Consider the following 21,596-nt stretch of genomic DNA (forward strand, 5'->3'; position numbering starts at 1 on the left):
GTGCATTTTTCTTTTAATATTTGCTAAATTCTTTAAAATTGTACCAATAAATTATAGAATCAGTAACTTTTTTGCCCTTTGCATCCTCTATAGCCTCCTTGTAATAGGCTAGTTGGTTGCGATAGCTTTCTTCTCTTTTAGTATTATCAGTTTTAAAATCTAAAAGGACTATTTGGTCTTCAAACTCAAATAAAAGGTCGATTTGACCGTTGATATAGTAATAATTTTCGGGATTTTTATCATCTATATGCTTCATCAAAAATGACTCTTCATGGAGTATTTGTCGGGCGTTTTTACCTAGATTTATTATTTGATCGTTATTAAAAAATCCTAAAATCTTATCGATTTCTATAAGGTCTGCTTCTTCTTTTGTGATTTTATAAAGGTTGATTAGTTTTTGAAGTTCCTTATTAAATTCTTTTTGTGTATAAGGTTTTATAGGAAGATTTTGGAAAATTCGATGTATTATTGTACCCTTATCCACAGGGCTAAATTCGATTTTTTCTGCCATAAATTCTGGGGTTTTAAATTCAAATTCTCTTGCAAAGGCCCAATAATTTTCCTTTTCTGCCCCCTCATCTTCTACTATATAATTTTTTGAAACTTCTGTAACAGATTTTTTGAGAGGGTCTTTTGTAGCTTCGAGATATTTATATGGTGCAAAATTTTCTTTCAATTCTTCATACAAGCTTCCCTTGTAATCATCATTAATTAGAGACTTCAAATTGATATCAATTTTCTCTTTCTCTTCTAAATTTGATTCCATTTCACTTGATAGGTTTATTTTCACAATGCCATTTAATTCATCAGTGTTTGAAAACTCGCTTATTTCTTCTAAGATTTTATCATTTGAAATAGCCTTTAGTATCCATTCCAAATGCGAGTTGAGTTTTAAATAATCCTGCTCTCTTGTTAGTTTTTTGATAGTATCATTATAAGATTTTAGGCTACCTGATACTACTAATTTATTTTCTGCTCGAGTTAGGGCAACATATAAGATACGCATTTCTTCTCTCAACATTTCCGATTTTAACTTATCTATTATTAGCTGGTAGCTTGGTGATTTGACCCAGACTCTTAAGTCTTCATCCACTAATTTAAAAGCAAAACCTATTTCAGAATCAAAGGCATACATGTATTTATCATCTTTTATGCCCATTTGCCCATCAGCATTGGCAAGAATTACAGCCTTACTTTCAAGACCCTTTGATTTGTGAACGGTCATTATCCTTACAAAATTTTCATTTTCTGTAAGAGCCCTACCTTCAAGGTAGTTATTGTTACTTTGAATTAAATCATCATAGTATTTCAAAAATCCAAATAGACCATTATCATTGTTTTGGTCAAATTCTCCCATAAGGTCAATTAAGTTTTCTACATTTTTTATGCGTTCATTCGACCTATCTCGTGCCTTTAAAAATTCATAATATCCTGAGTCTTCAAATAAATGGTTTGCAAATTCATAGAGGTTCATAAGTGATGATTCATACCTAAATTGGTCAAAGGTTGCTATAAAATTTGTAATCCTGTAGGCTAAATTTTCATCAAAATAAACTTGTTTTTCACTCTTTCCCGTTAAAACTTCTGGATCTAGGGCCTTATTATAATTATAAAAGGCGTTGTTAAAGCTAAAAAAGTTTGAAAATAGTCTTATTTTTGCAATATCATCCTCATCAAAATCAAAAATTTCACTTCTAATCACTGCTATTAGGGTGATGTCATCGTATGGATTTGCTACAAATTTTAGCATATCAATAAAGAAATTTGCTTCAACACTTATTGCATTTTTATTTTGGATTTCATTTTTGACCGGAATACCAGCCTCTTTTAGAGCTTTTTCATAAAGATGGGCCTTGGTTCCAGTTCTAAGTAGGATGATTATGTCCTTATAGTCATAATTTTTACTTACTTTTTCTGTAATCCCATCTTTTTCTTCTTCTATGGTGTATTGGTCATTTTTTAATTTTAAAATGCGGTCAGCTACAAGATTATATGGGTCGTCAGATTTTTCTGCTATATCAATTTCTACTTTATTTTCTTCTGGGTCAATTTCCTTAAAATAATTTAGCCTGTGGCCATCTTTGTAGTCAATTCCCGAATTATCTAAAGTCATTAACCTATCAAAAACATAGTTATTAAAGTCCAGAATATCTTTTTCTGTTCTAAAGTTTTGGCTAAGGTCAATTCTTAGATTTTTGGAATCAGCATTTTCATCCAAGGGATAAGTAGCAAGTTTATCTAAGAATAATTCTGGATTTGCTCTTCTAAAACCATAGATAGATTGCTTTACATCGCCTACAAAAAATAAATTATCATCCTTTTTTAATTTATCGACAATATAGTTTTGTACATCATTGGCATCCTGATATTCATCGAAGAATATAAAATCAAATTGTTTTTTAATTGGCCTAAGGTTTTCTTCATCAGCAATCAAATTTATAAATTCATGCTCTAGGTCATTAAAATCTAGACCATTGTCTTCGCTTTTCTTAGTCTTATAAATATCAGCAAATGCTGTGACTAATATTTTTAATTCATCAAGGATTTGTTTTTCTTTTTTCCTGTGCTTCTTAAAATTTTCTCCACTTGCAAGATCAATTTCATTTATAAATCCTGCCATGTGGTTTGATGCAATATCTCGTGTAGCCTTAAGATCGTTGTAACCCTCACCCTTGTCTATTTTGTTATTTTTTATTTGAGAAATTTGTTTTATATTTACTTTTCTGATAAGGTCAGCAAATTTTTCCCAAATATGATCAGAGATTGCCTCTTCTTTAGAGATATTTTTAATAAGTTCATGGGCATTTTCTACATTTGCATATTCTTTTAATAGTTCATCTAGCAAGCCTTCACTTATTTTGTCAAAGTGATTATGGTTAATTAAAAGTCCATAATTTTCATAAATACCACTAAATTCCTCTATTTTTTCACGTCTATATATTTTATAGCTATCATTTTGACTAAAGTATTCTTCTATGGCTTTGTCTGGATTTACCTGATCCATTATTTTTTCGTAAGCAAACTGCACGGTTTTTTTTGCATTTTCATCATTACGAGATTTGCCAAAATTATTTATAAAGGCCTTGAAACCATCGCTTGGATTTTGATAGGAGCTATCAAAAAGCTCGTCAATGGCATCTATTTTTAAAATTTGGGCTCTTTTATCATCCAGAATCCTAAAATTTGGGCTAATATTATTAGTTTTATAGAAATATTCTCTAAGCATATCTGCACAAAATGAATGAAGAGTTTGTATATGGGTCTTTCTAAGCCTTTTTAACTGGTCTTTTAAAAAATCTTTTTGATTGCCATCCGCATCCTTGTAAGCCTTTTCTAAGTTTTTTTGAATCCTAGTTCGCATTTCTGCACTGGCCTTGTTGGTAAAGGTTACAATGATCATAGAGTCGATATTCTTCTTATCATCTGTAACTAGTTTTATAATCCTATCGACCAAAACTTTTGTTTTACCAGATCCAGCAGCAGCTGAAACGATGATGTTTTTATTTCTTGCATCCACTATTCTTTTTTGATCTATGGTTAACTCAGTCATTAGCCCCACCTTTTTCATTTAGTATTTTGCTGATGTCTTCTTTTTTAAACTTCTGAACTTCCCTAAATCTATCTTCATCAATCACTGGATCAATTTTACAAATGCCTCTATATTTGCAATAATCACAAGTAGTCCTTTCCCCTTCTTTTACTGGCTCAAGATTGATTTTCCCAGCTTTAATATCATTTATCATAGAAAGTGTACTTTGCCTTACAAACGCATAAAGGTCTTCTTTTTCATTTTCGTTTAATATTATATCATTAGCCAGATTTGTTGATTTAATGGATGAAAAAGTATGGTCAGCATCTTTATCAAATATTTGGAAAAATTCTGCTTTTGTATCTTTTTTAGCATTAGCATTGTCTAGGTCTATAACTAAGCCCTGCATCTTATGGTTTTGAAGTTTTTTACTATCAATTTCGTTTTTATCGTATTTTACATTCATTGCCCCAAAGTTTTCTATCTCATCTTTAAGTGGCAAATAAAATGAACCGATTGGTATAAATTCAGTTTCTTCTAGGCTAAGTAGATAAATTACCAATTGAAAATCAAGCCTATTTAGTACATGGGCAATGGAAAACTTTTTATCTCCCGTTTTATAATCAATTACTCTGACGTAATTTTTTTTATCTGGATTTAGTTTTTCATTTATCCTATCAATCCTATCTATTCTACCTATTAGAGAATTACTATTATCAAGCTTTACTTCTGGAAGCAAGCTATCTGGATAACCAAAACTTTGCTCAGCTCTTGATACTACAAAGTCACTCATCTCAATTTGTTTTTTTATTCTAGAATAATTTTCCTGGCTTTTTTGGAAAATATTATCAGTGGTGATTTGATTGCGTGGGTCATCGATGCGGATTTTTTCCATATGATCTTTGATAATTAAATCATAAGTTTGCCTATCTAGGTCTTCTGGCATATTTTCAATATCTTGATCAACAAATAATTTTGAAATATCTTCCAACACTCCATGGACAATGTTTCCCTCATCTCTTGCATCCACTTCAAATTCTTCTTTTTCAATTGGTTTTATACCGCGCTCCACAAAGTGCTGGTATGGACATCTTGAAAATTTATCAATTTGTGATGCTGACCATTTATTTTGTCTAAATAAATTATTTGATAGGACATTTTCTAAGTTTTTCTTATTATTAGTATAGAATAAAGCCTTGTTTAAAAGTTCAAAATCATCTAATAATTGTAAGTCACTTTCTTTGCTGTAATCTTTACGGATAATTGTAAAATAAGCTTTAATTAACTCTTCTTCATGATCAGTTAAAACTTTTCCAGAACGGTTTTCCCTTATTAAATCAAGGACGTGTCTGCCCAAAACATCTTTTGAATATTTGATTTCTAAGTTTTCTAGGCTTGATAAGTCGTGAGGATAGATTCCTCCAAAAATATTTGAAATTTGGTTGAGTATCGATGCTTGTTCTAATTTTTCACCCTTTTTATCAGAATTAGCATATGAAAGGTATAAATTATTTGTTCTGGTAAAAATTTTGTAAATGTCTCTGATTTGCCTTTCTGCTATGTCTTCATCAAAAAGTTTTATATCTATTTTTTCACGAAGTATAGCCTTTTCATTTTCATTAACAAGATCATCATTGGCATTTACTTTGGGAAAATATGCATCGTTTAGCCCAAGAATAATATTATTTTCCCTATTTGCAATACTTGATCTAGATAAATCAGAAATTACCACGTGATCTTTGCTTGGAGGGATGATACCAATTTTTGTATTTTCTGATGCTGATTCTATTAGCCTATAAGTATCAGATAGGCTGATTTTTCTATCTCCCATAATAGCAATAAATTGATCTAGAATATCGATAAATTTTTCAACTGCCTGCTCGTTTTGCTGGTATTTTTCAAGATAATCGCCTTCTTTAAGAAAATTTTGATAGTTATTAATTCCCCTTTTAAAGACATCATTCGAAATAAATTTATAGATTGTGCTGGCAATTTCACGAGCAGAGTGGTATCCATTACGAAGTTTATATAGCTTATCAAATAAGTCTAAGATTGCTAGTCGGATTTGATTTACACGTTCATTTTCTGATTTTTTGTACTTAAATCTATAATCATCTACCCCATAAATTTTGCCAAAAAACTCATCATCAAATGAAAAATACTTGTCTTTTATAAACATAGATCCCTTTATGTTTCTCTCATCAAGGTAGGTTAAAAGACTTGCTACATTTAGGTTTTGATTATCCTTAAAATAGAAAATATTTGATGTTAGAAAATACGACAAGTCATCAATTTTGTAATTATAAATTACTATTCTTAGGGCTGCAAGATATGTTTTTATGATGTGATTATCAATTAGAGTTATTGTTTCATCCAAAAAATAAGGAATTTTATTGCGGTTAAAGACTTTTGCTAATTCGTTTTCATACTCAGCCTTGTCAGTATAATAAATAGCATAATCTTTGTAGCGCATATCATTTTCTATTACTTGTTTTTTTAAAAATAGGGCGGTATTTTCTACTTCCTTTGTAGTGGATGGATTTTCTAAAACTTTTATATGATTTAGTTTATAAAATAATTTGTTTTTTCCATCTATATTTTTCTCGATTTTTTCTAGCTGATTAAGGTAATTCTGATCCATTTCTTGATAATTATATTTTTCAAAATTATCTGCTAAATGCTCAATTTCTGGGTTTGATTTTGTATCTAAGAACTTATCAGCTTCTATAATTTTTATTTCAAAATCATGATTTAATCTATCTATTTGCTGGTAGGCACCGGCAAACATTTCTAAGTCCATGCCCATTCTGTTGTAAATATATTTTGGATCTAGGTTTAGAGAAATGCTGACTATTGCTCCTTTTATTATCAAAGCATCTATAAGATCCATTTGAAGGTCTGAGAAAATATCAAATTTATCAAAGTAGAACTTAGATCCCTTTAAAAAATCAGCATTTTCAATTTTTCTAATAACAGTCCTTAGCCTATCTTCTGTGTCGATGTACTTATCCTTGATGGCCATTTGGTAGCTGTCATAGATTAATTTTATTTCTCCAAATTTATATTTTAATTCACCCTCTTCAATTTGGGTATCAAATATTTTTTCAAAATCACTCTTTTTTATATTATTATCTTTAATTTGGGAGATAATATCTGCTAGATTTTTAGCAAAGTCTACATTTTTGTAATTGTCTCTAAAAAGTTTTAATTTGTCATTATTTTCCTTTAATATGTTTGTAATTAGCATTATCTTTGCATTTGGACTTAGGATTTCTTCCTTATTTCCACCAACCCTATCGATGATAAACCTAGAAAATGAATTAAAACTTAAGATTTTTGCATCCATTACCGTCTTATATTTTATAGATTCAATAAAGTCTATATCAGTCTGTAAAGTGTATTGTTCTGGAACGATTAAAAAAGATTTTTTCTTTTCTTGAATGTCTTTTTCTATTTTTTTGTAGATATAGCTACTATTTTTAGCTGGATATTTTGAAACAATTAGATCAATCATATTTTCCTTCCTTAGGCAATTACATTTACTTTTGAACCCTTGGCTTGATCATATTCTACAAGGATTTTTGCATCTATGGCATCTTTTAATTCATTTACGTGACTGATTAGTCCTACAAATTTGTTGTCATATGAAAGTTTTTCAATTTGTTCTATGACTTTTCCTAAATAATCATCTGATAAAGTTCCAAATCCCTCATCAATAAAAATCGTATCTATGCTTATTCCACCATTTTCAGCACTTATTTCATCAGAAAGTCCTAGGGCTAGTGATAATGAAGCTAAGAATGATTCACCTCCAGAAAGAGTTGAAGCTGGGCGAGTTTTGCCAGTATTTGCATCTAGAATTTCTATATCCAATCCTGATTGAGTTTTTAAACTTTTTGCCTCGGATGTACGAATCATAGTAAATTGTCCATTTGACATTTGTAAAAGTCTTTGGTTGGCATAATTTAGAACTCTGTCAAAATAATGAGTTAGAACAAAGGTTTGAAAATCAACCTTTTGCCTACCAGCTACCTTTCCTGTCGCACCATTAGCAATTTCAGCTAATTTATCAAATATGACACTTTCTTTAGATATAGATTCATATTTTTTTTCTAGTTTCTCTATATTTTCTAATATGCCTGTAATAGATAAGATTTTGAATTTAAGATTTGAGATTAAATCACCTAGTTCTTTGATAGAATTATTTACAAGAGTGATTTTTTCCTCTATTTCATCTAAATTTATCAAATCCATGCCCTCAAATTCTCTTAAATTTTTGTAATTAATCTTTAACTCATTGAGGATTTTAAAATAGTCATCGATTTCTTTTGATTTTCCGGATATTTCCTCAAAAAGTCCTAGATAGTACTTGTAGTCACCATGTGAGTCAAATTTTTCTTTGATTTTTTCATTCAATTGACTTTCTAACTCACCAATATTGTTCTCTAAATTTTCTATATTTTTTGCAAAATTTGAGATATTTGCTTGATTTTTGCTTTGTTCGTTAATTAGCTTATTATGAACTTGGTTGATATTTTTTATTTCCTCATCCAAGCTATTGATATTGCTATCTAGGTCTTTAACTTCTTTTGCCAAGCTATCTAAATCCAAGGCCTGCATCTTTTCTTTATTAGCATGATAATAGTTTTTTAAATCTTCAGACTCTTTTGTTTTTTCCCTTAATTCTTCTAATAAATTTCTAATTTTTTGTGATTTATGGGTTATATTTGAAATCTCAGTTTTTAAAATTTGAACCTTGTCTGTGATTTCATTAATTGTATTTGATAAATTTTCTTTCTCTTCATTGGTATTTTTAATTTGATTTGTTAAATTATTTTTTTCCAAATCTAGTTCATCAAGGGATTTTGTCTCTTTTATAGATTGCTTATAGATTTGGTTTTGAGTTTCTACTTTTGTTATTGCCTGCTTTATCTCTGATAATTCAGCATTTACCATATCAATATCAATTTTACTTACAGGGATTTTTTCAAAATGTTTTTTATGGTTTTCTCCACAAACTGGGCATATTCCTGAATTATTTAGATCATCAATTAGCTCGTTAATTTGAATTATTTTTCTGTTTTGTTCAAAGATTTCAATATCTTTTTCAAGTACTTTTTTCTTATTAATATTAATTGCTAATAAATCATCATTTTTCTTAATTTTTTCCAATATTTCTTTATTTTCTCTATAGGATTCTAATTCAGAATTTACTTGCTTTTCAGTTTCTAGGAGTTCAGATAGACTTTTTTCTAAGGCCAAGGATTGATTTCTTTTCTCATCCATAGAATTATTTAAATCGTACAAGTCCTTATGTTTTTGGTCTAATGATTTTTTTAGCTTATCATAATCTGTTGATAAGGAACTTATATCCTCCAAATCTTTTTCAATTTGCTGGTAGAGCTTTTCTTTTTGTCTAAATTCTTCTAAGTTATTTAAAGTGTCGCTTGTCTTTGTTTTTAAAATTTTAAGTTCATCTAATTTTTTATTTTTTTCATCTATTTTTAAATAGTCTTCATTTGACTTTGATATTTTTTCTTCTATGTCCTTGGCTAAATCATTTGCTTTTTCTAGATTTTTCTTGTTTTCTAAAAGATTTTTTTTATTTTTTCCTAAATTTTCTTCTATTAAGCTAATATTTTTTGCAAAATTTGCCTTTTCAAATTTATCTTTTAGGTCGGTGAAATAATCCTCATCCTTTAATTTTTCTTCCAAATCAAAACTTACTTTCCTAAATTTCAGGATATTTTCATTTAAGGTCTTATCTTTTTCCCTTTGTTCGACAAGGCTTGCGTACTTTATATTTTCTGCTTCTAAAAGATTATTTTCTTTGCTTAATTTTTCTTCATAAGACTTATTAATTTTACTAATTTTTGATTTAATAGATAAAAAGTTGTGGGAAATACGATCACTTGGGTCAATTGCAACATTTATCTCATCATCTTTTTCAAGCTCATTTTGTAAATTTTCATCTATATATAATAAATCTTTTTTGGCTTTCTGAGATTTTTCTTTAATGGCTTCCTGGATTTTTTGATACTTGTCAGTTTTAAAAATTTTACCTAAAAGCTCTGTTCGCTCTTTAGAACTTGCCTGCAAAAATTGTTGAAATTCTCCTTGGGCTAGGAGCATCACTTTTGTAAATTGGTCCTTATCCAGGCCAATTATTGATTTTATCTGACTTTCTACATCACCGATTTTTTCTGCAAGTAGGGTTTTCTCATTGGTAATATCATATAGGCTAGCTGCATGAGATATATTTTGATCAACCTTTGATTTTTTGGCTCTTTGGCTGGGAATTCTTTCAATCTCGTATATTTTGCCATCAGATTCAAAACTAAGTTTTACATAAGTAAAAAAATCTTCTGGACCTAGAAAATCTGATCTTAGCTTATCCATAGGTATATTTCTTGAAGTTTGCCCATAAAGAGCAAAACTTATTGCATCAAAGATTGTAGTCTTCCCTGATCCAGTATCTCCTGATATAATAAATATTTTTTTTTCATATAGACTGGTAAAATCTATCTCTATTTTTTCCTTGTAGGTTATAAATCCCCTAAATTCCAGTTTTATCGGTTTCATTCTATAACCCTTCCTATAATTTCTAATTGTTCAGCAGTCAATTCTTCATCCATTTTGTACTTGTAAAATTCTTTAAATAAGGCCAAAGTATCCTTATTTTCCAAATCAAGATTTAAATCACTTGTGGCATTAAAAATTCCCTTGTTTTTGTAGGTGATTTGAACTGCATGAGGGAAAATTTCTTTTAATTTGCTCATTGCATTATCAACTGTATGGTCATCTTCTAAGACAAATTTTATGTAGTCATCGCTTGTATTCATCTTTATTATCTCATCAAATTTTCCCTCTATAATCCTAAAATCTCTTAAAGGATTTATAGGCAGATCAAAAGTTGTGACTTTATCTGTAATATCAACAATGCTTACACTTTTGTTGGACTTTGTCTCATCAAAAGAATATTTCATAAAGGTGCCTGCATACCTAATTTTAGGGTCAATTACAAAATGTTTGCCATGTAGGTGTCCTAGGGCAACATAGTCAAAATCTAAAAATAAATGCCCGTCCATGGCATCGGACCCACCAATAATTAAAGGTTTTTGGCCCTCAGTGTATGCATCTTCTTGCTCAATCCCTATATTATTAGCATAGCAATGGGTAATGAGAACATTGCGGTCTTCATAGATTTTGTCCTTAAGCAAGGCCTTATAAAGGTCGGTAAAGTTTTCTATTTCTTCATCAAATAAGATTTTGCCTTGGTTTAGGGAAATATATGGGATTAGGTGAAAATTTATTTTGCCGTATTCATCTTCCAGAGTAATTATTTCATCCTTATACTCACCATATAAATGGTAATTGCGCTCTGTGAAAAAATTTGTATTAATATCCAATCTTTTGGCAGAATCATGGTTGCCACTTACTGCAAGGACAGTTTTATTTCTCTTAAATATTATTTCATCTATAAAGTCAGAATAAAGTTTCAATGCATCTACACTTGCAATAGTCGTATCAAATATATCGCCTGCAATCATTATAACTTCAACATTATAATCATCAATTATATTTAGAATCTGATCAAGGGCGTATTTCTGATCTTCGATTAACGAATAATTTCCAATATATTTTCCCAAATGTAGGTCTGATAAATGCAACAATCTCATGAATGATTCCTTATGAATACATATTCATTTTCAGTGGAGTTAAATGGATCATATTTATAATCATTTACAACAAGTTTTTTAATCTCTTCTGGATCTTCGATTTTTTTTTTAATTATGGTCTTTAGCATTTCACCTCGAGCCTGCTTCATCCAAGCTGTATAAGATCTAAGCTTGCCATTCTTATCATCTTTAAAAGATATAGAAATAAATTTATCATCCTTTTTTAAAAATGGTCTAATGGTTTTTGTATATTCTTTGCTAGCTAGATTTATAACTAAGTCATCATTTTTATACAATTCATCATATAGGTCTTTGCCCCAAAATTCGTACAAATCCATATCAGAATTATCAAAATATAGCCTATAATCAGCCATTCCTGTCAAAGGTTTTAGCAAACCATATAAAGCAGAAATTATATAAACATGGTCATTCAAGTAATCCAAATCATCAAAGTCATCCCTAGAAAATTGCTTGAAAACTAGCCCGTCATAGGCAAAAATTGCTGGATTGTCTAATTTTTCAAAGTCAAATTCTTGATAATCATAGTAGGCTTTTTCTGTTAATTTATCGTTAGTTCTATTGAGATTGCCCATCTCATTCATAGAATAGTTTTTTAATTTATCTACCAAAATTTTGGTTTTTTGAGGGAATATTAAATCTTCAGTCTTAATCCCTTCATTTTTCTTAAAAGTTTTTGCAGGTGAAATAATTATTTTCATCTAAATTCCTCCATTATATAAATTATAACACACAAAAATAGCAGGCTCTAACCTGCTATTTGCTTTCTTTTTATATATGATATTAAAGATGTTAAAATAAAAAATCCTACTGCTATCAAAACAATGGCCCCACCTGGTTTGACCCCCAGGTAGTAGCTTGCTATGATTCCCAAAATCATGAATATACTAGAAAAAACTATGGAGATCTTAAAGGTTGACTGATATGATTTTGTAAAAACCATAGCGGAAGCTACTGGTATGGTCATTAGGGATGTAATCATTAAAGCACCGACAGTTTTAGCTGAAATTGCAACAGTGATTGCTGTTATAAAGGTAAATAAATTATTAATCAGACGAGTATTTACCCCTGCAAGTCTTGCCAAAACTGGGTTTATGGATGTATATAAAAGTCCGTAGTAAAAATAAATCGAACTTATAATTACAATTAAAAATATCAAAGAAACTATAATTAAATCTTCACTACTAACAGTTGTTATTGACCCAAACATAAAGGATTCAAAGCTAGTTCCACCAGGTGTAAAATCTGAAAGTATAGATGCTATGGCAATACCTGTACTCATTACAATCGCTGTAGCCATATCTCCATATTTTGGAAATTTCTTCCTTAAAATTTCAATAGCGAAACTTGCGATAATACAAATTATAATTGATGTCCACATGGGGTTTATGCCAAAGATAAGACCCAGGCCAATACCTGCCAGAGAACTATGGCTTAGGGCATCTCCAATCATTGATGTCTTGCGGTTTATCATTATAATACCAATCATAGGTATGATAATTGCAAGCATAATTCCTATGGCAAAGGCCCTTCTCATAAAGCTAAATTCAAGCATTTACTAGCCTACCTTCCTTTAAAACCAAGTTCTTGTTAACAAAATCATCTATCAAATCCATTTCATGGCTTATGATAAGTATAGTTATGCCATGTTTTTTATTTAGATGACCCAAAATGTCCAAAAATTCTACCTTACTTTTTTGATCGATGCCAACTGTTGGTTCATCTAGGATTAAAATCTCAGGATTAGCTACCATGGCCCTTGCAATCATGACTCTTTGCTGCTGGCCACCTGATAATTTGTTAAAGGGTCTGTCTTTAAGATTTTCGATATTTAACCTTCTAAAAATATCATTTGTTTTTTTAATAGCTTCCTTGGTGGGTCTTTTAAATATATTAAATTCCCTATAAAGATTTAAAATTACATATTCAAAGCAAGTCAGAGGAAAGGTAATATCCTTTGATTCACTAAGTTGTGGTACATATCCAAGTCTTCTAAAATCATCAATTTTTTCGATTGGCTGACCTAGGATATTTATCTGACCACTTTGCTTTTTTAACTCACCGGTTAGGATTTTGATTAGGGTAGTCTTACCACTACCATTTTGACCAGAAATAGCCAAAAAGTCTCCAGATTCTACCCTAAGATTTATATCATTTAATATTAATTTTTCATTGTATCCAAAATTTAGATTTTTTATTTCAATAACACTCATTTTATTTCGCCATAGATTTGTAAAGTTCTTCTAAGTTATATTTTATCAAATCTTGGTATGTTGTGTCATTATTTAATTCTTCGTCTGTGGCAAATTCTAAAGTATTAAGTGGAACTGTGTTTGCTCCTAGCTCGTTTGCTATAGTATCTGCTGATTTACTTGATCCACCCATTTCATAGAAAATTGTATTTATGCCTAGGTTTTTAGCTTCATCAACAGCTTCTTTTAAAGTTTTTGCATCTGCATCTTCTGTTGAAGTTAAACTTGTTAGGGCTATTTGATTTAGTCCAAAATCACGTGCTAGGTAGCCAAAGGCTTGGTGGCTAACTAAAAAGTTTTTGTTTTCTAGTTTTTCAAATTTTTCTGTATATTCATCTATCATAGCATTAAGCTCATCTTCAATTTTTTTGTAATTTTCCATATAATAGTCTTTATTAGCTGGATCTATTTCTGAAAGCTTATCAGCTATGACTTTAGCTTGGGCAAGTCCATTTTTTGGGCTTAACCATGTGTGTGGGTCAAATTCTCCGTGGCTGTGTGAATGATCGTGTTCATGAGCATGGTCATGGTCTTCATGATCGTGATTTTCTTCTTCATGAGCGTGTTCGTGGTCTTCGTGATCGTGATTTTCTTCTTCATGAGCATGGTCATGGTCTTCATGCATCTCTTCTTCATGAGCGTGGTCATGGTCTTCATGTTCATGGACATGATCATGGCTACCTTTGATTAATTCTACATTCTCACTAGTATTTACTAACTCGATATCTGAAGAGCCTTCTAATGATTCTTCCCACTCTTCCATGCCAGCACCATTTATAAACATAAGCTGGCTATCTGTTAGATCAGCTATGTCTTTTGCTGATGGCTCCCAACCATGGCTTTCTGTTTTTAGGTTAGTAAAAGATTTTACTTCAAATTTATCACCTGCTATTTGTTTAGTCAAATTATAGATTGGATAAAAAGAAGTATAAACATTTGTACTTTCCATATTTTGATTGGTCTTTTCTGCCTTCTTTTCATCAACTTTATCATTATTAGCTTCTTGGCTAACTTCTGTATTAGCATTATTTTCTGCTGGTTTTTGATTATTGCAAGCACTTAAACCCACTCCTAGGGCAAGCACTAATGCCATTTTTTTGTATTTCATAAACTCCCCCGTTTCTTAATGCAAATCATTTGCATTTAAGATTATATAATAATTTTTTAATATGTCAAATAATTGTATAATAATATTGGAGGTTAATAATGACCATAAATAACCTATTAAGAGAAAAAGATTTAAAAGTAACCAAAAATAGAAAAATAATCCTTGAAGCCCTACAAAAAGAAGCAAATCCAATATCAGCTGAAGAGCTTTTTGATAAGTTAAAAGTGGAGAATAATATGGATTTATCTACTATTTATAGGAATTTAAATATACTAGAAGAAAAATCTGTCCTACTAAAGACTACAAATTTAGATGGCCTAAATTATTATCAGCTAAACACCAGCGACCATAAGCATTTTATTACTTGCAACAATTGCCACAAAAAGTTTGTAATAGAAAACTGTCCGGTCCATGATTTGGAAGAAAAAATAGAAAAAGAAACGGGTTTTGTCATAAATGGCCACAATTTTGAATTTACCGGGCTTTGCCCAGATTGCCAGAATAAAAAATAAAAACTGCTATAAATATAGCAGTTTTTTTATTTACTATTAAATTTATTTTTATCAAAGGCCCCTACTGAGTTTGCTACAATCATTGTTCCTGCAGCATCTCCAGTTAAGTTTATTGTTGTCCTTGCCATGTCTAGGATTCTGTCAATACCCATGATAATAGCGATCCCTTCTACTGGAAGGCCAACTGATTCTAAAACCATGGACAAGGTGATTAGTCCCACTGATGGGATACCAGCAGTACCTACTGAGGCTATGGTTGCTGTAAGAATTACTGTCATAAAATCAGTTGCAGTTAGTTCAATTCCATATGCATTTGAAATAAATACTACTGCCACACCCTGCATGATTGCAGTACCATCCATATTTATAGTTGCACCTAGTGGAATGGTAAATGATGAGATTTTCTTATCAACACCCATATCTTCAAGGGTCTGTATATGAATTGGCACTGTTGCTGATGATGATGCAGTAGAAAATCCAAAGGTCATAACAGGTGCAAATTGTTTAAGGAAGCTAAATGGATTTACCCTTACAAATATTACAACTAACATCATATATACAATTATTAATTGCACTGCCAGACTTCCTAAAACTGATCCCATGTATGAAAGCATAGATATAATTGCATCATAACCAAGGCTAGCAAAGGTCCTTGCAATTAGGAAAAATACTCCAATAGGTGCAAGTTTCATAACCCACATGGTCATGCCCATCATAAGGTCATTCATTTCTGTCACTATATTTCCAAGAGTTGTCAGTCTTTCTTCCATAGAAGCTATCAATAGTCCAACAAGAACTGCAAAAATAATAATTTGAATCATATTTCCTTCTGCAAGGGCTCCAACTGGATTAGTTGGAATAAAATCCAAAATCGTATCCTTTAATGATATGTCAGCCTTATCTACTTCAAAACTTTGACTACCAATTGCCATATTCATGCCCTTACCTGGACCCACAATACTTGCAAAACTTAAAGCAATAAAAATAGCTAGGGCAGTTGTAAACATATAAAATATTACAATTCTAATCCCAACTTTACCTAAAGTTTCTGTATCTCCCAGGTTTCTACAACCATCAGCAATTGAGAAAAATACCAGTGGTACAACTAGCATTTGCATTAGTCTTATAAAAAGTTGGCCTAGGGTATAAAATATTCCTTCTATGAGGATGTCATTTTTAAAATGTGAATCTGGCACAAATGAGTGGAGGATTATCCCCACAATAACACCTAAAATTAAGCCTATAAATATTTTTTTTGATTGGGATGATTTTTTATTTTGTTTTTCCATTTAATCCCTCCCTGTCAATGTATTGGTGGAGAGTTTCCTTCCAGTTTGGAATTTTATCTCCTCCGGTAATTTTTAATATATAGTCATCTAAGGCAAAAAATCCTGGTTTTTGGCTTAACCTTTCATCATCACTTGTTTCGATAATTGTGGCATTTTTTCCAGTATAAGATAAGATTTCTGCCGCAAAATCTTTCATAGAAGTATATCCATCTGCTGATGCGTGGTAGGTGCCATAATAGTTTGTATCTATAAGTTTTATCAAAAAGTTAGCTAGCTCGTGTGCTGAAGTTGGTGATACAAATAAGTCTTTTGCTATCCTTACTTCTCCTTTTTCTGCTTCTTTTAATATATTTTCTACCAGCTGATTTTCACGAGAATATAACCTACTCACCCTAACTATAAAGTGATGGTTTGAAAATTCTCTTACGTAATTTTCCCCTTCAAACTTACTCTTTCCATAAACATTTAATGGATTTGCCTTATCAAATTCTGTGTATGATTTAAAACTTTTGCCATCAAAAACATCTGCTGTTGATAATTGGACAAGTTTTGCCATATATTTATTTGAAGCAATGGCAATATTTCTAGCACCAATTGCATTTAATAGGTAGGCAGCATCAGGATTTGCCTCGCACTTATCCCTGTTTGATAGTCCTGAACAATTTATAATTGTATGAGGTCTGATACGCCCTACAAATTGAGTAACTTCATCAAGATTTGTAATATCCACCTCATTTTTATCTGTTGCAATAATCTCTGCATCAAGTGGATCTAGAAGTCTAAGCATGGATGTACCAAGCCTACCTGATGATCCTGATATCCAAATTTTTTCACGTGCTATTCTCATGTTTTCTCCTTAATAATAAAAATTTTGTATATTTGTATTATATATGAATTATATCAAAAAATTGTTGGTTTTAATTTTAATAATGACTTTTGAATTAGAAAAAGTGTCAAGAAGAATGATCCTCGGCGATTTTATCGCCTGCGGTTTTTCGTGCTGTAGCACGAGTCCTCCCTAAGCCAGGTAAATATGCCTTGATTTGGCATATTTACCCCGAAAACTTAGTGCGGTAGCACGGAAGAGCTTTGCAAAAGCGTGTTTTCGTACGGGCTTGTAGTCGGCTTGCTGACCTTCAATCAATCCAGCTACGCTGAATTGGGATAGGTCATTATGGCATGCCAGGAGAGAATCGAACTCCCATCTTAGGCTTCGGACACCTTTGTTTTACCACTAAACTACTGGCACAAGTGTAATATTACTATACTGGATTTGGTCTAGAAATCTTAGTGGTAGGAAGGTATTACCTAGGCCGCTGTCTACATATATTATTGAGTTTTTAAATTTAAATGTGCCTTTATCAAAGTCTGGTAGGATTCCTTCTCCAGGGGCTATAAGTCCGCCTACTATAGGTAATCTTACTTGTCCACCATGGGTGTGACCTGAAAATACAAAATCTTCATCACCCCTATAATTTTCTCTTACTTTTTTTGAAAAATGGCTTAGAACTATGTTTACACTTTCTTCACTTGCCTGATAATTTTCATAGGAAAAATCAAACATACTTGTCCCGTATAGGTATACATTATTGCCCTTTATATTTAATTTTTCGCCCTCATTTTTTAAGTAATTTATCCCCAGCCTATCTAGTTCTTTTAAAAACACATCTAAATTGGGGCCACCCTCTTCGTGGTTGCCTGTTATGTAATATGTCTTTTTATTTAAGCTTGATAATTTTTCTAGGAAGTATACTGACCTTTTTATTTTATTCTCTGTTCCATAGTCAATAATATCGCCGGTAAGAATTATAAAATCTGGATCAAATCTTTTTATATTTGCCAAAAGCTCATCTAAATTTTTAATAGCATTGGAATGAAAATCACTTATTTGAGTGATTTTTATTGGATTTTTTATTTTTTCACTTGTAAGTGTAACTTTTTCTTCTTTTGCTACAAAACATTGATTATTTATATAAAGACCCAGGGCCACGGCTGTTGCAGTAAGCCCCAGGGCAATTTTACTAATTTTTTTCATCTAATTTTTCTAAATATCCTTCACTTCCCATATCGGATGGGATTTTGTATCCTGCTCGTGGGCTAAATGACCTTCCTGTTATATTTGGTCCATCCACAGCGGCTGAGCGTTTAAATTGACTTGCTGTAAATCTTTTAAAATATGAAATTAACCATTTTTTGATAGTTTTTTTGTCATACTTATCTTCAAAGGCAGAGATTGCATCTTCCAATATTTCATCCGCTGGCAGATGATAGGTCAAATGTTCGTAGATAAAAAAGTCTATCAATTCGTATGGCCCTATAATGTCTTCTGTTTTTTGACTAATTTCTTTTTTATCTTTGCTTATTAGTTCTGGGGATATTGGTGTATCAAGTATGTCATCAAGAACTGCTTTTAGTTTTAAATTTTCAGTAGTCTCTGCTATAGCCCCTACTACATAACGAATTTCTGTTTTTGTAAGACTTGCATTTAGTGAATAATTACTCATCTGATCCCCATTAAAGGTTGCAAATCCTTGCATGGACTCAGATAAATCTCCTGTACCTATCACAATCCCATTATGCATATTTGCCAGATCAAATAATATTTGTGTACGTTCACGAGCTTGGGCATTTTCATAGGCTGTATCTGGGGTAAGTCCATCATGGCCGATGTCTCTTAAGTGGATTTTTACAGCTTCTGTAATATTTATTTCTTTTAATTCTAAGCCCAAGGCCTCACAAAGTAAATAAGCATTGGATTTTGTCCTATCACTTGTACCAAATGCTGGCATTGTGTAGCAGTTTATTCCAAATAAATCATAACCAGCTTTTTTATAAGCGTGGACTAAAAATAAAAGCGCCATAGTTGAGTCAAGGCCACCAGATACTCCTAAAAATACATTTTTGACACCGATTTTCTGCATGCGGGTTAAAAGTGCACTTGCTCCTATATCAAGGACATCTCTTACATAATCATCCCTCTGTTCATATATAGGTAAATATGGGAATTTTTCCCTAGTTATATTTTCTTCAAACTTATCAAAGTGTAGTAATTCTTGATCAGTATATATCCTATATCTGTTTACATAATCTATTTGATCATTGCAAATAATTTTTTCTACTTTCCCATCTTCAGAAATTATATTTAAGCCGCCATATACAAAGTCTGTCGTGCTTTCACCCCTGCCTTGAGAAGTATAGACATAAGTTACATCTTTTGATAAAAATCTTACTCTATTTAAAATTTCTTCTTCATTTAAAGCAATTTTATACTCTGCAGTTGGATTTAAAATAATTTGAGGGCGATTAGCTATATCAGACTTGTAAGTTAAGCTTCTTGGTATATCCATCATTTCATCTTCGCCAATGCTTACTGCTATATTTAATTGACTAATACTTTTTGATAATGGATTTACCTCACACCAGTCATCTAAAAACTGTATAACCTCTCCGTCTGGTATATCACTAGCAAATACATTTTTTTCTGTTATAGACAGGTTCTTTTTGGTATACAAATCTACTAAATATCCATCCATTAGTAAAGCTATGGCATTATAAATTTTTCTATTGTATATTAAAGGAAAACCAACAGAAAATAAAATATTATAGCCTTTTGAAAACTCTTTTAATTCAAGGATAGCATCTTCAGCTAATAAAGCCATATCTTTGTATCCATCATAAAGACTAGCTCCTGTAAGAGATAATTCCGGTAAAGACAGTATGCTCACACCGTCATTATAAGCATTTTTTACAAGATTTTTAATTGTTTCTTTATTTTTATTGATATCTCCAAGGGCAAGCTCAAAGTTTGTAGATCTAATTTTTAAATTTTTTCTCATAATCCACCTCTTAGAAGTATTTTACCACAGTCTATTGAAAATGTTTGTAGAGGTTCTTTTAATTATGCTTTAACAAAAAATTTTATTTATATTGTAAGAGTTGTATAATATAAGCAGAGACTGTATTTAGGAGGAAAAATGCATAATATTAGAGAAATACTTGATGGTATTTATTATGTCGGAGTAAACGACAGAAGAATTGATAGATTTGAAAATATGTTCCCACTTGAAAATGGTGTTTCGTATTCTTCATATGTTATAAAAGATGAAAAAAATGCTTTAGTAGATAGTGTTGAGTCTGCATTTACTAGACAATATTTAGAAAATATAGAAGCAGCTTTAGATGGTGAAGATTTAGATTATATCATCGTTCACCACATGGAACCAGACCACTGTAGAAATATTGACTTTTGTATGAGAAAATGGCCAAATGCAAAGCTAGTTGGTAATGCCAAAACTTTCCAATTCTATGAACAATTCTACAATGATGAGTTTAAAGATAGATATTATGAAGTAAAGGAAGGCGATGAGCTAAACTTTGGTAAACACACACTTAAGTTTGTAATGACACCTATGGTTCACTGGCCAGAAGTAATGATGTCATATGAAACAAGCCAAAAAATCTTATTCTCAGCAGATGCCTTTGGTTCATTCAATGCCATAGAAGGACACTTAAAAGCTAAAAATGTAATGCACAAAGGTGACTGGTTAGACCAAGCTCGTAGATACTATATAAATATAGTTGGTAAATTTGGCAACCAAGTACAAGCAGCATTTAAAAAAGTAGCTGACCTTGATATCCAAGCTATACTTCCACTTCACGGACCTGTTTATGATGACCCAGAGTCTATTGAATTTATTATGGATAAATACAATAAATGGTCAACATTTACACCAGAAGAAAAGGGTGTTGCGATTATTTATTCTACAATGTATGGAGATACAGAACAAGCAGCTGATATTCTTGCAGCAGAACTTGCAGACCTTGGTCTTACAGAAGATATAAGAGTATTTGACGTATCAGACTGGCATCCATCAGATATAATCGCCCAATGCCATAAGTATAGTAATACAGTATTTGGTCCAATCAACTACAATTCTGGCCTATACTACCCAATGGAGGCATTTTTACAAGAACTAGTTGGTACAGGTTACCAAAATAGACACATATCTTTCTTAAACAACTGGTCATGGGGTGGTAACAGCCTAAAAAGATCTAAAGAAATTTTAGAATCAGGCAAACACACCTATGTTGGAGAAGATGTATTAATCAACTCAGCTGTAAAAGATGACCAAGTAGCCCAATTAAAAGAACTTGCAAAAGCTATCAAAGAAGACCTAGATAGCCAAGAATATTAAAATAAAATTAAGGA

14 protein-coding genes and 1 tRNA gene are annotated in these 21,596 nt (G+C 31.3%); 2 read left to right on the forward strand and 13 right to left on the reverse strand.

The window, feature by feature from the left end:
• Positions 1-13: 13 nt before the first annotated feature.
• From ACF3NF_RS02030 to ACF3NF_RS02065, 8 genes are read right to left on the reverse strand one after another with little or no spacing between them, the layout of a single operon-like run.
• Entirely contained in the window at positions 14-3,550 is a 3,537-nt protein-coding gene (locus ACF3NF_RS02030; protein WP_394023759.1) for a UvrD-helicase domain-containing protein, read from the reverse strand.
• On the reverse strand, positions 3,543-7,043 hold the full coding sequence (locus ACF3NF_RS02035) for a PD-(D/E)XK nuclease family protein (RefSeq protein WP_394023761.1): 3,501 nt from the start codon (positions 7,041-7,043) through the stop codon (positions 3,543-3,545). The genes ACF3NF_RS02030 and ACF3NF_RS02035 overlap by 8 nt, the downstream gene beginning before the upstream one ends.
• 11 nt (positions 7,044-7,054) lie before the next feature.
• Positions 7,055-10,111 carry an AAA family ATPase gene (locus tag ACF3NF_RS02040; protein ID WP_394023763.1) on the reverse strand — a complete coding sequence of 1,019 codons (3,057 nt, stop codon included), beginning with the start codon at positions 10,109-10,111 and terminating at the stop codon, positions 7,055-7,057.
• Complete coding sequence (locus tag ACF3NF_RS02045) at positions 10,108-11,208, reverse strand: exonuclease SbcCD subunit D (RefSeq protein ID WP_394023765.1); 1,101 nt, start codon at positions 11,206-11,208, stop codon at positions 10,108-10,110. Before ACF3NF_RS02045 ends, ACF3NF_RS02040 begins: the two co-directional genes overlap by 4 nt.
• Positions 11,205-11,927, reverse strand: a complete 723-nt coding sequence (yaaA, locus tag ACF3NF_RS02050) for a peroxide stress protein YaaA (RefSeq protein ID WP_394023767.1) — start codon at positions 11,925-11,927, stop codon at positions 11,205-11,207. The genes ACF3NF_RS02045 and yaaA overlap by 4 nt, the downstream gene beginning before the upstream one ends.
• Positions 11,928-11,974: 47 nt before the next feature.
• Entirely contained in the window at positions 11,975-12,781 is an 807-nt protein-coding gene (locus ACF3NF_RS02055; RefSeq protein ID WP_295884663.1) for a metal ABC transporter permease, read from the reverse strand.
• On the reverse strand, positions 12,774-13,439 hold the full coding sequence (locus tag ACF3NF_RS02060; protein WP_394023769.1) for a metal ABC transporter ATP-binding protein: 666 nt from the start codon (positions 13,437-13,439) through the stop codon (positions 12,774-12,776). Before ACF3NF_RS02060 ends, ACF3NF_RS02055 begins: the two co-directional genes overlap by 8 nt.
• A gap of 1 nt (position 13,440) precedes the next feature.
• Complete coding sequence (locus ACF3NF_RS02065; RefSeq protein WP_394023771.1) at positions 13,441-14,586, reverse strand: metal ABC transporter solute-binding protein, Zn/Mn family; 1,146 nt, start codon at positions 14,584-14,586, stop codon at positions 13,441-13,443.
• 98 nt (positions 14,587-14,684) lie between these two features.
• Between ACF3NF_RS02065 and ACF3NF_RS02070 the strand changes: the two genes are divergently transcribed.
• The gene (locus ACF3NF_RS02070) at positions 14,685-15,098 is read left to right on the forward strand and encodes a Fur family transcriptional regulator (RefSeq protein ID WP_394023773.1); all 414 of its coding nucleotides are present in this window, start codon (positions 14,685-14,687) and stop codon (positions 15,096-15,098) included.
• Positions 15,099-15,124: 26 nt separating this feature from the next.
• On the opposite strand, the gene ACF3NF_RS02075 is transcribed toward ACF3NF_RS02070, so the two are convergent.
• From ACF3NF_RS02075 to nadE, 5 genes are all read right to left on the reverse strand, one after another.
• A complete protein-coding gene (locus tag ACF3NF_RS02075; RefSeq protein ID WP_394023775.1) occupies positions 15,125-16,387 on the reverse strand; it encodes a dicarboxylate/amino acid:cation symporter in 1,263 nt (420 codons plus the stop codon).
• Positions 16,371-17,234: an SDR family oxidoreductase gene (locus ACF3NF_RS02080; RefSeq protein WP_394023777.1), complete on the reverse strand. Its 864-nt coding sequence runs from the start codon at positions 17,232-17,234 to the stop codon at positions 16,371-16,373. The genes ACF3NF_RS02075 and ACF3NF_RS02080 overlap by 17 nt, the downstream gene beginning before the upstream one ends.
• A gap of 328 nt (positions 17,235-17,562) precedes the next feature.
• A tRNA-Arg gene (locus ACF3NF_RS02085) sits at positions 17,563-17,636 on the reverse strand.
• The gene (locus ACF3NF_RS02090; protein WP_394023779.1) at positions 17,622-18,422 is read right to left on the reverse strand and encodes a metallophosphoesterase; all 801 of its coding nucleotides are present in this window, start codon (positions 18,420-18,422) and stop codon (positions 17,622-17,624) included. Before ACF3NF_RS02090 ends, ACF3NF_RS02085 begins: the two co-directional genes overlap by 15 nt.
• Positions 18,409-20,223 (reverse strand): NAD(+) synthase, encoded by a 1,815-nt coding sequence (nadE, locus tag ACF3NF_RS02095; protein ID WP_394023781.1) that lies wholly within the window; start codon positions 20,221-20,223, stop codon positions 18,409-18,411. Before nadE ends, ACF3NF_RS02090 begins: the two co-directional genes overlap by 14 nt.
• A 138-nt stretch (positions 20,224-20,361) precedes the next feature.
• Between nadE and ACF3NF_RS02100 the strand changes: the two genes are divergently transcribed.
• Positions 20,362-21,582 carry an FprA family A-type flavoprotein gene (locus ACF3NF_RS02100; RefSeq protein WP_394023783.1) on the forward strand — a complete coding sequence of 407 codons (1,221 nt, stop codon included), beginning with the start codon at positions 20,362-20,364 and terminating at the stop codon, positions 21,580-21,582.
• The last annotated feature ends 14 nt before the right edge of the window (positions 21,583-21,596 follow it).

The sequence above is a fragment of the Anaerococcus martiniensis genome, assembly GCF_043187485.1.
Lineage (GTDB): Bacteria > Bacillota > Clostridia > Tissierellales > Peptoniphilaceae > Anaerococcus > Anaerococcus martiniensis.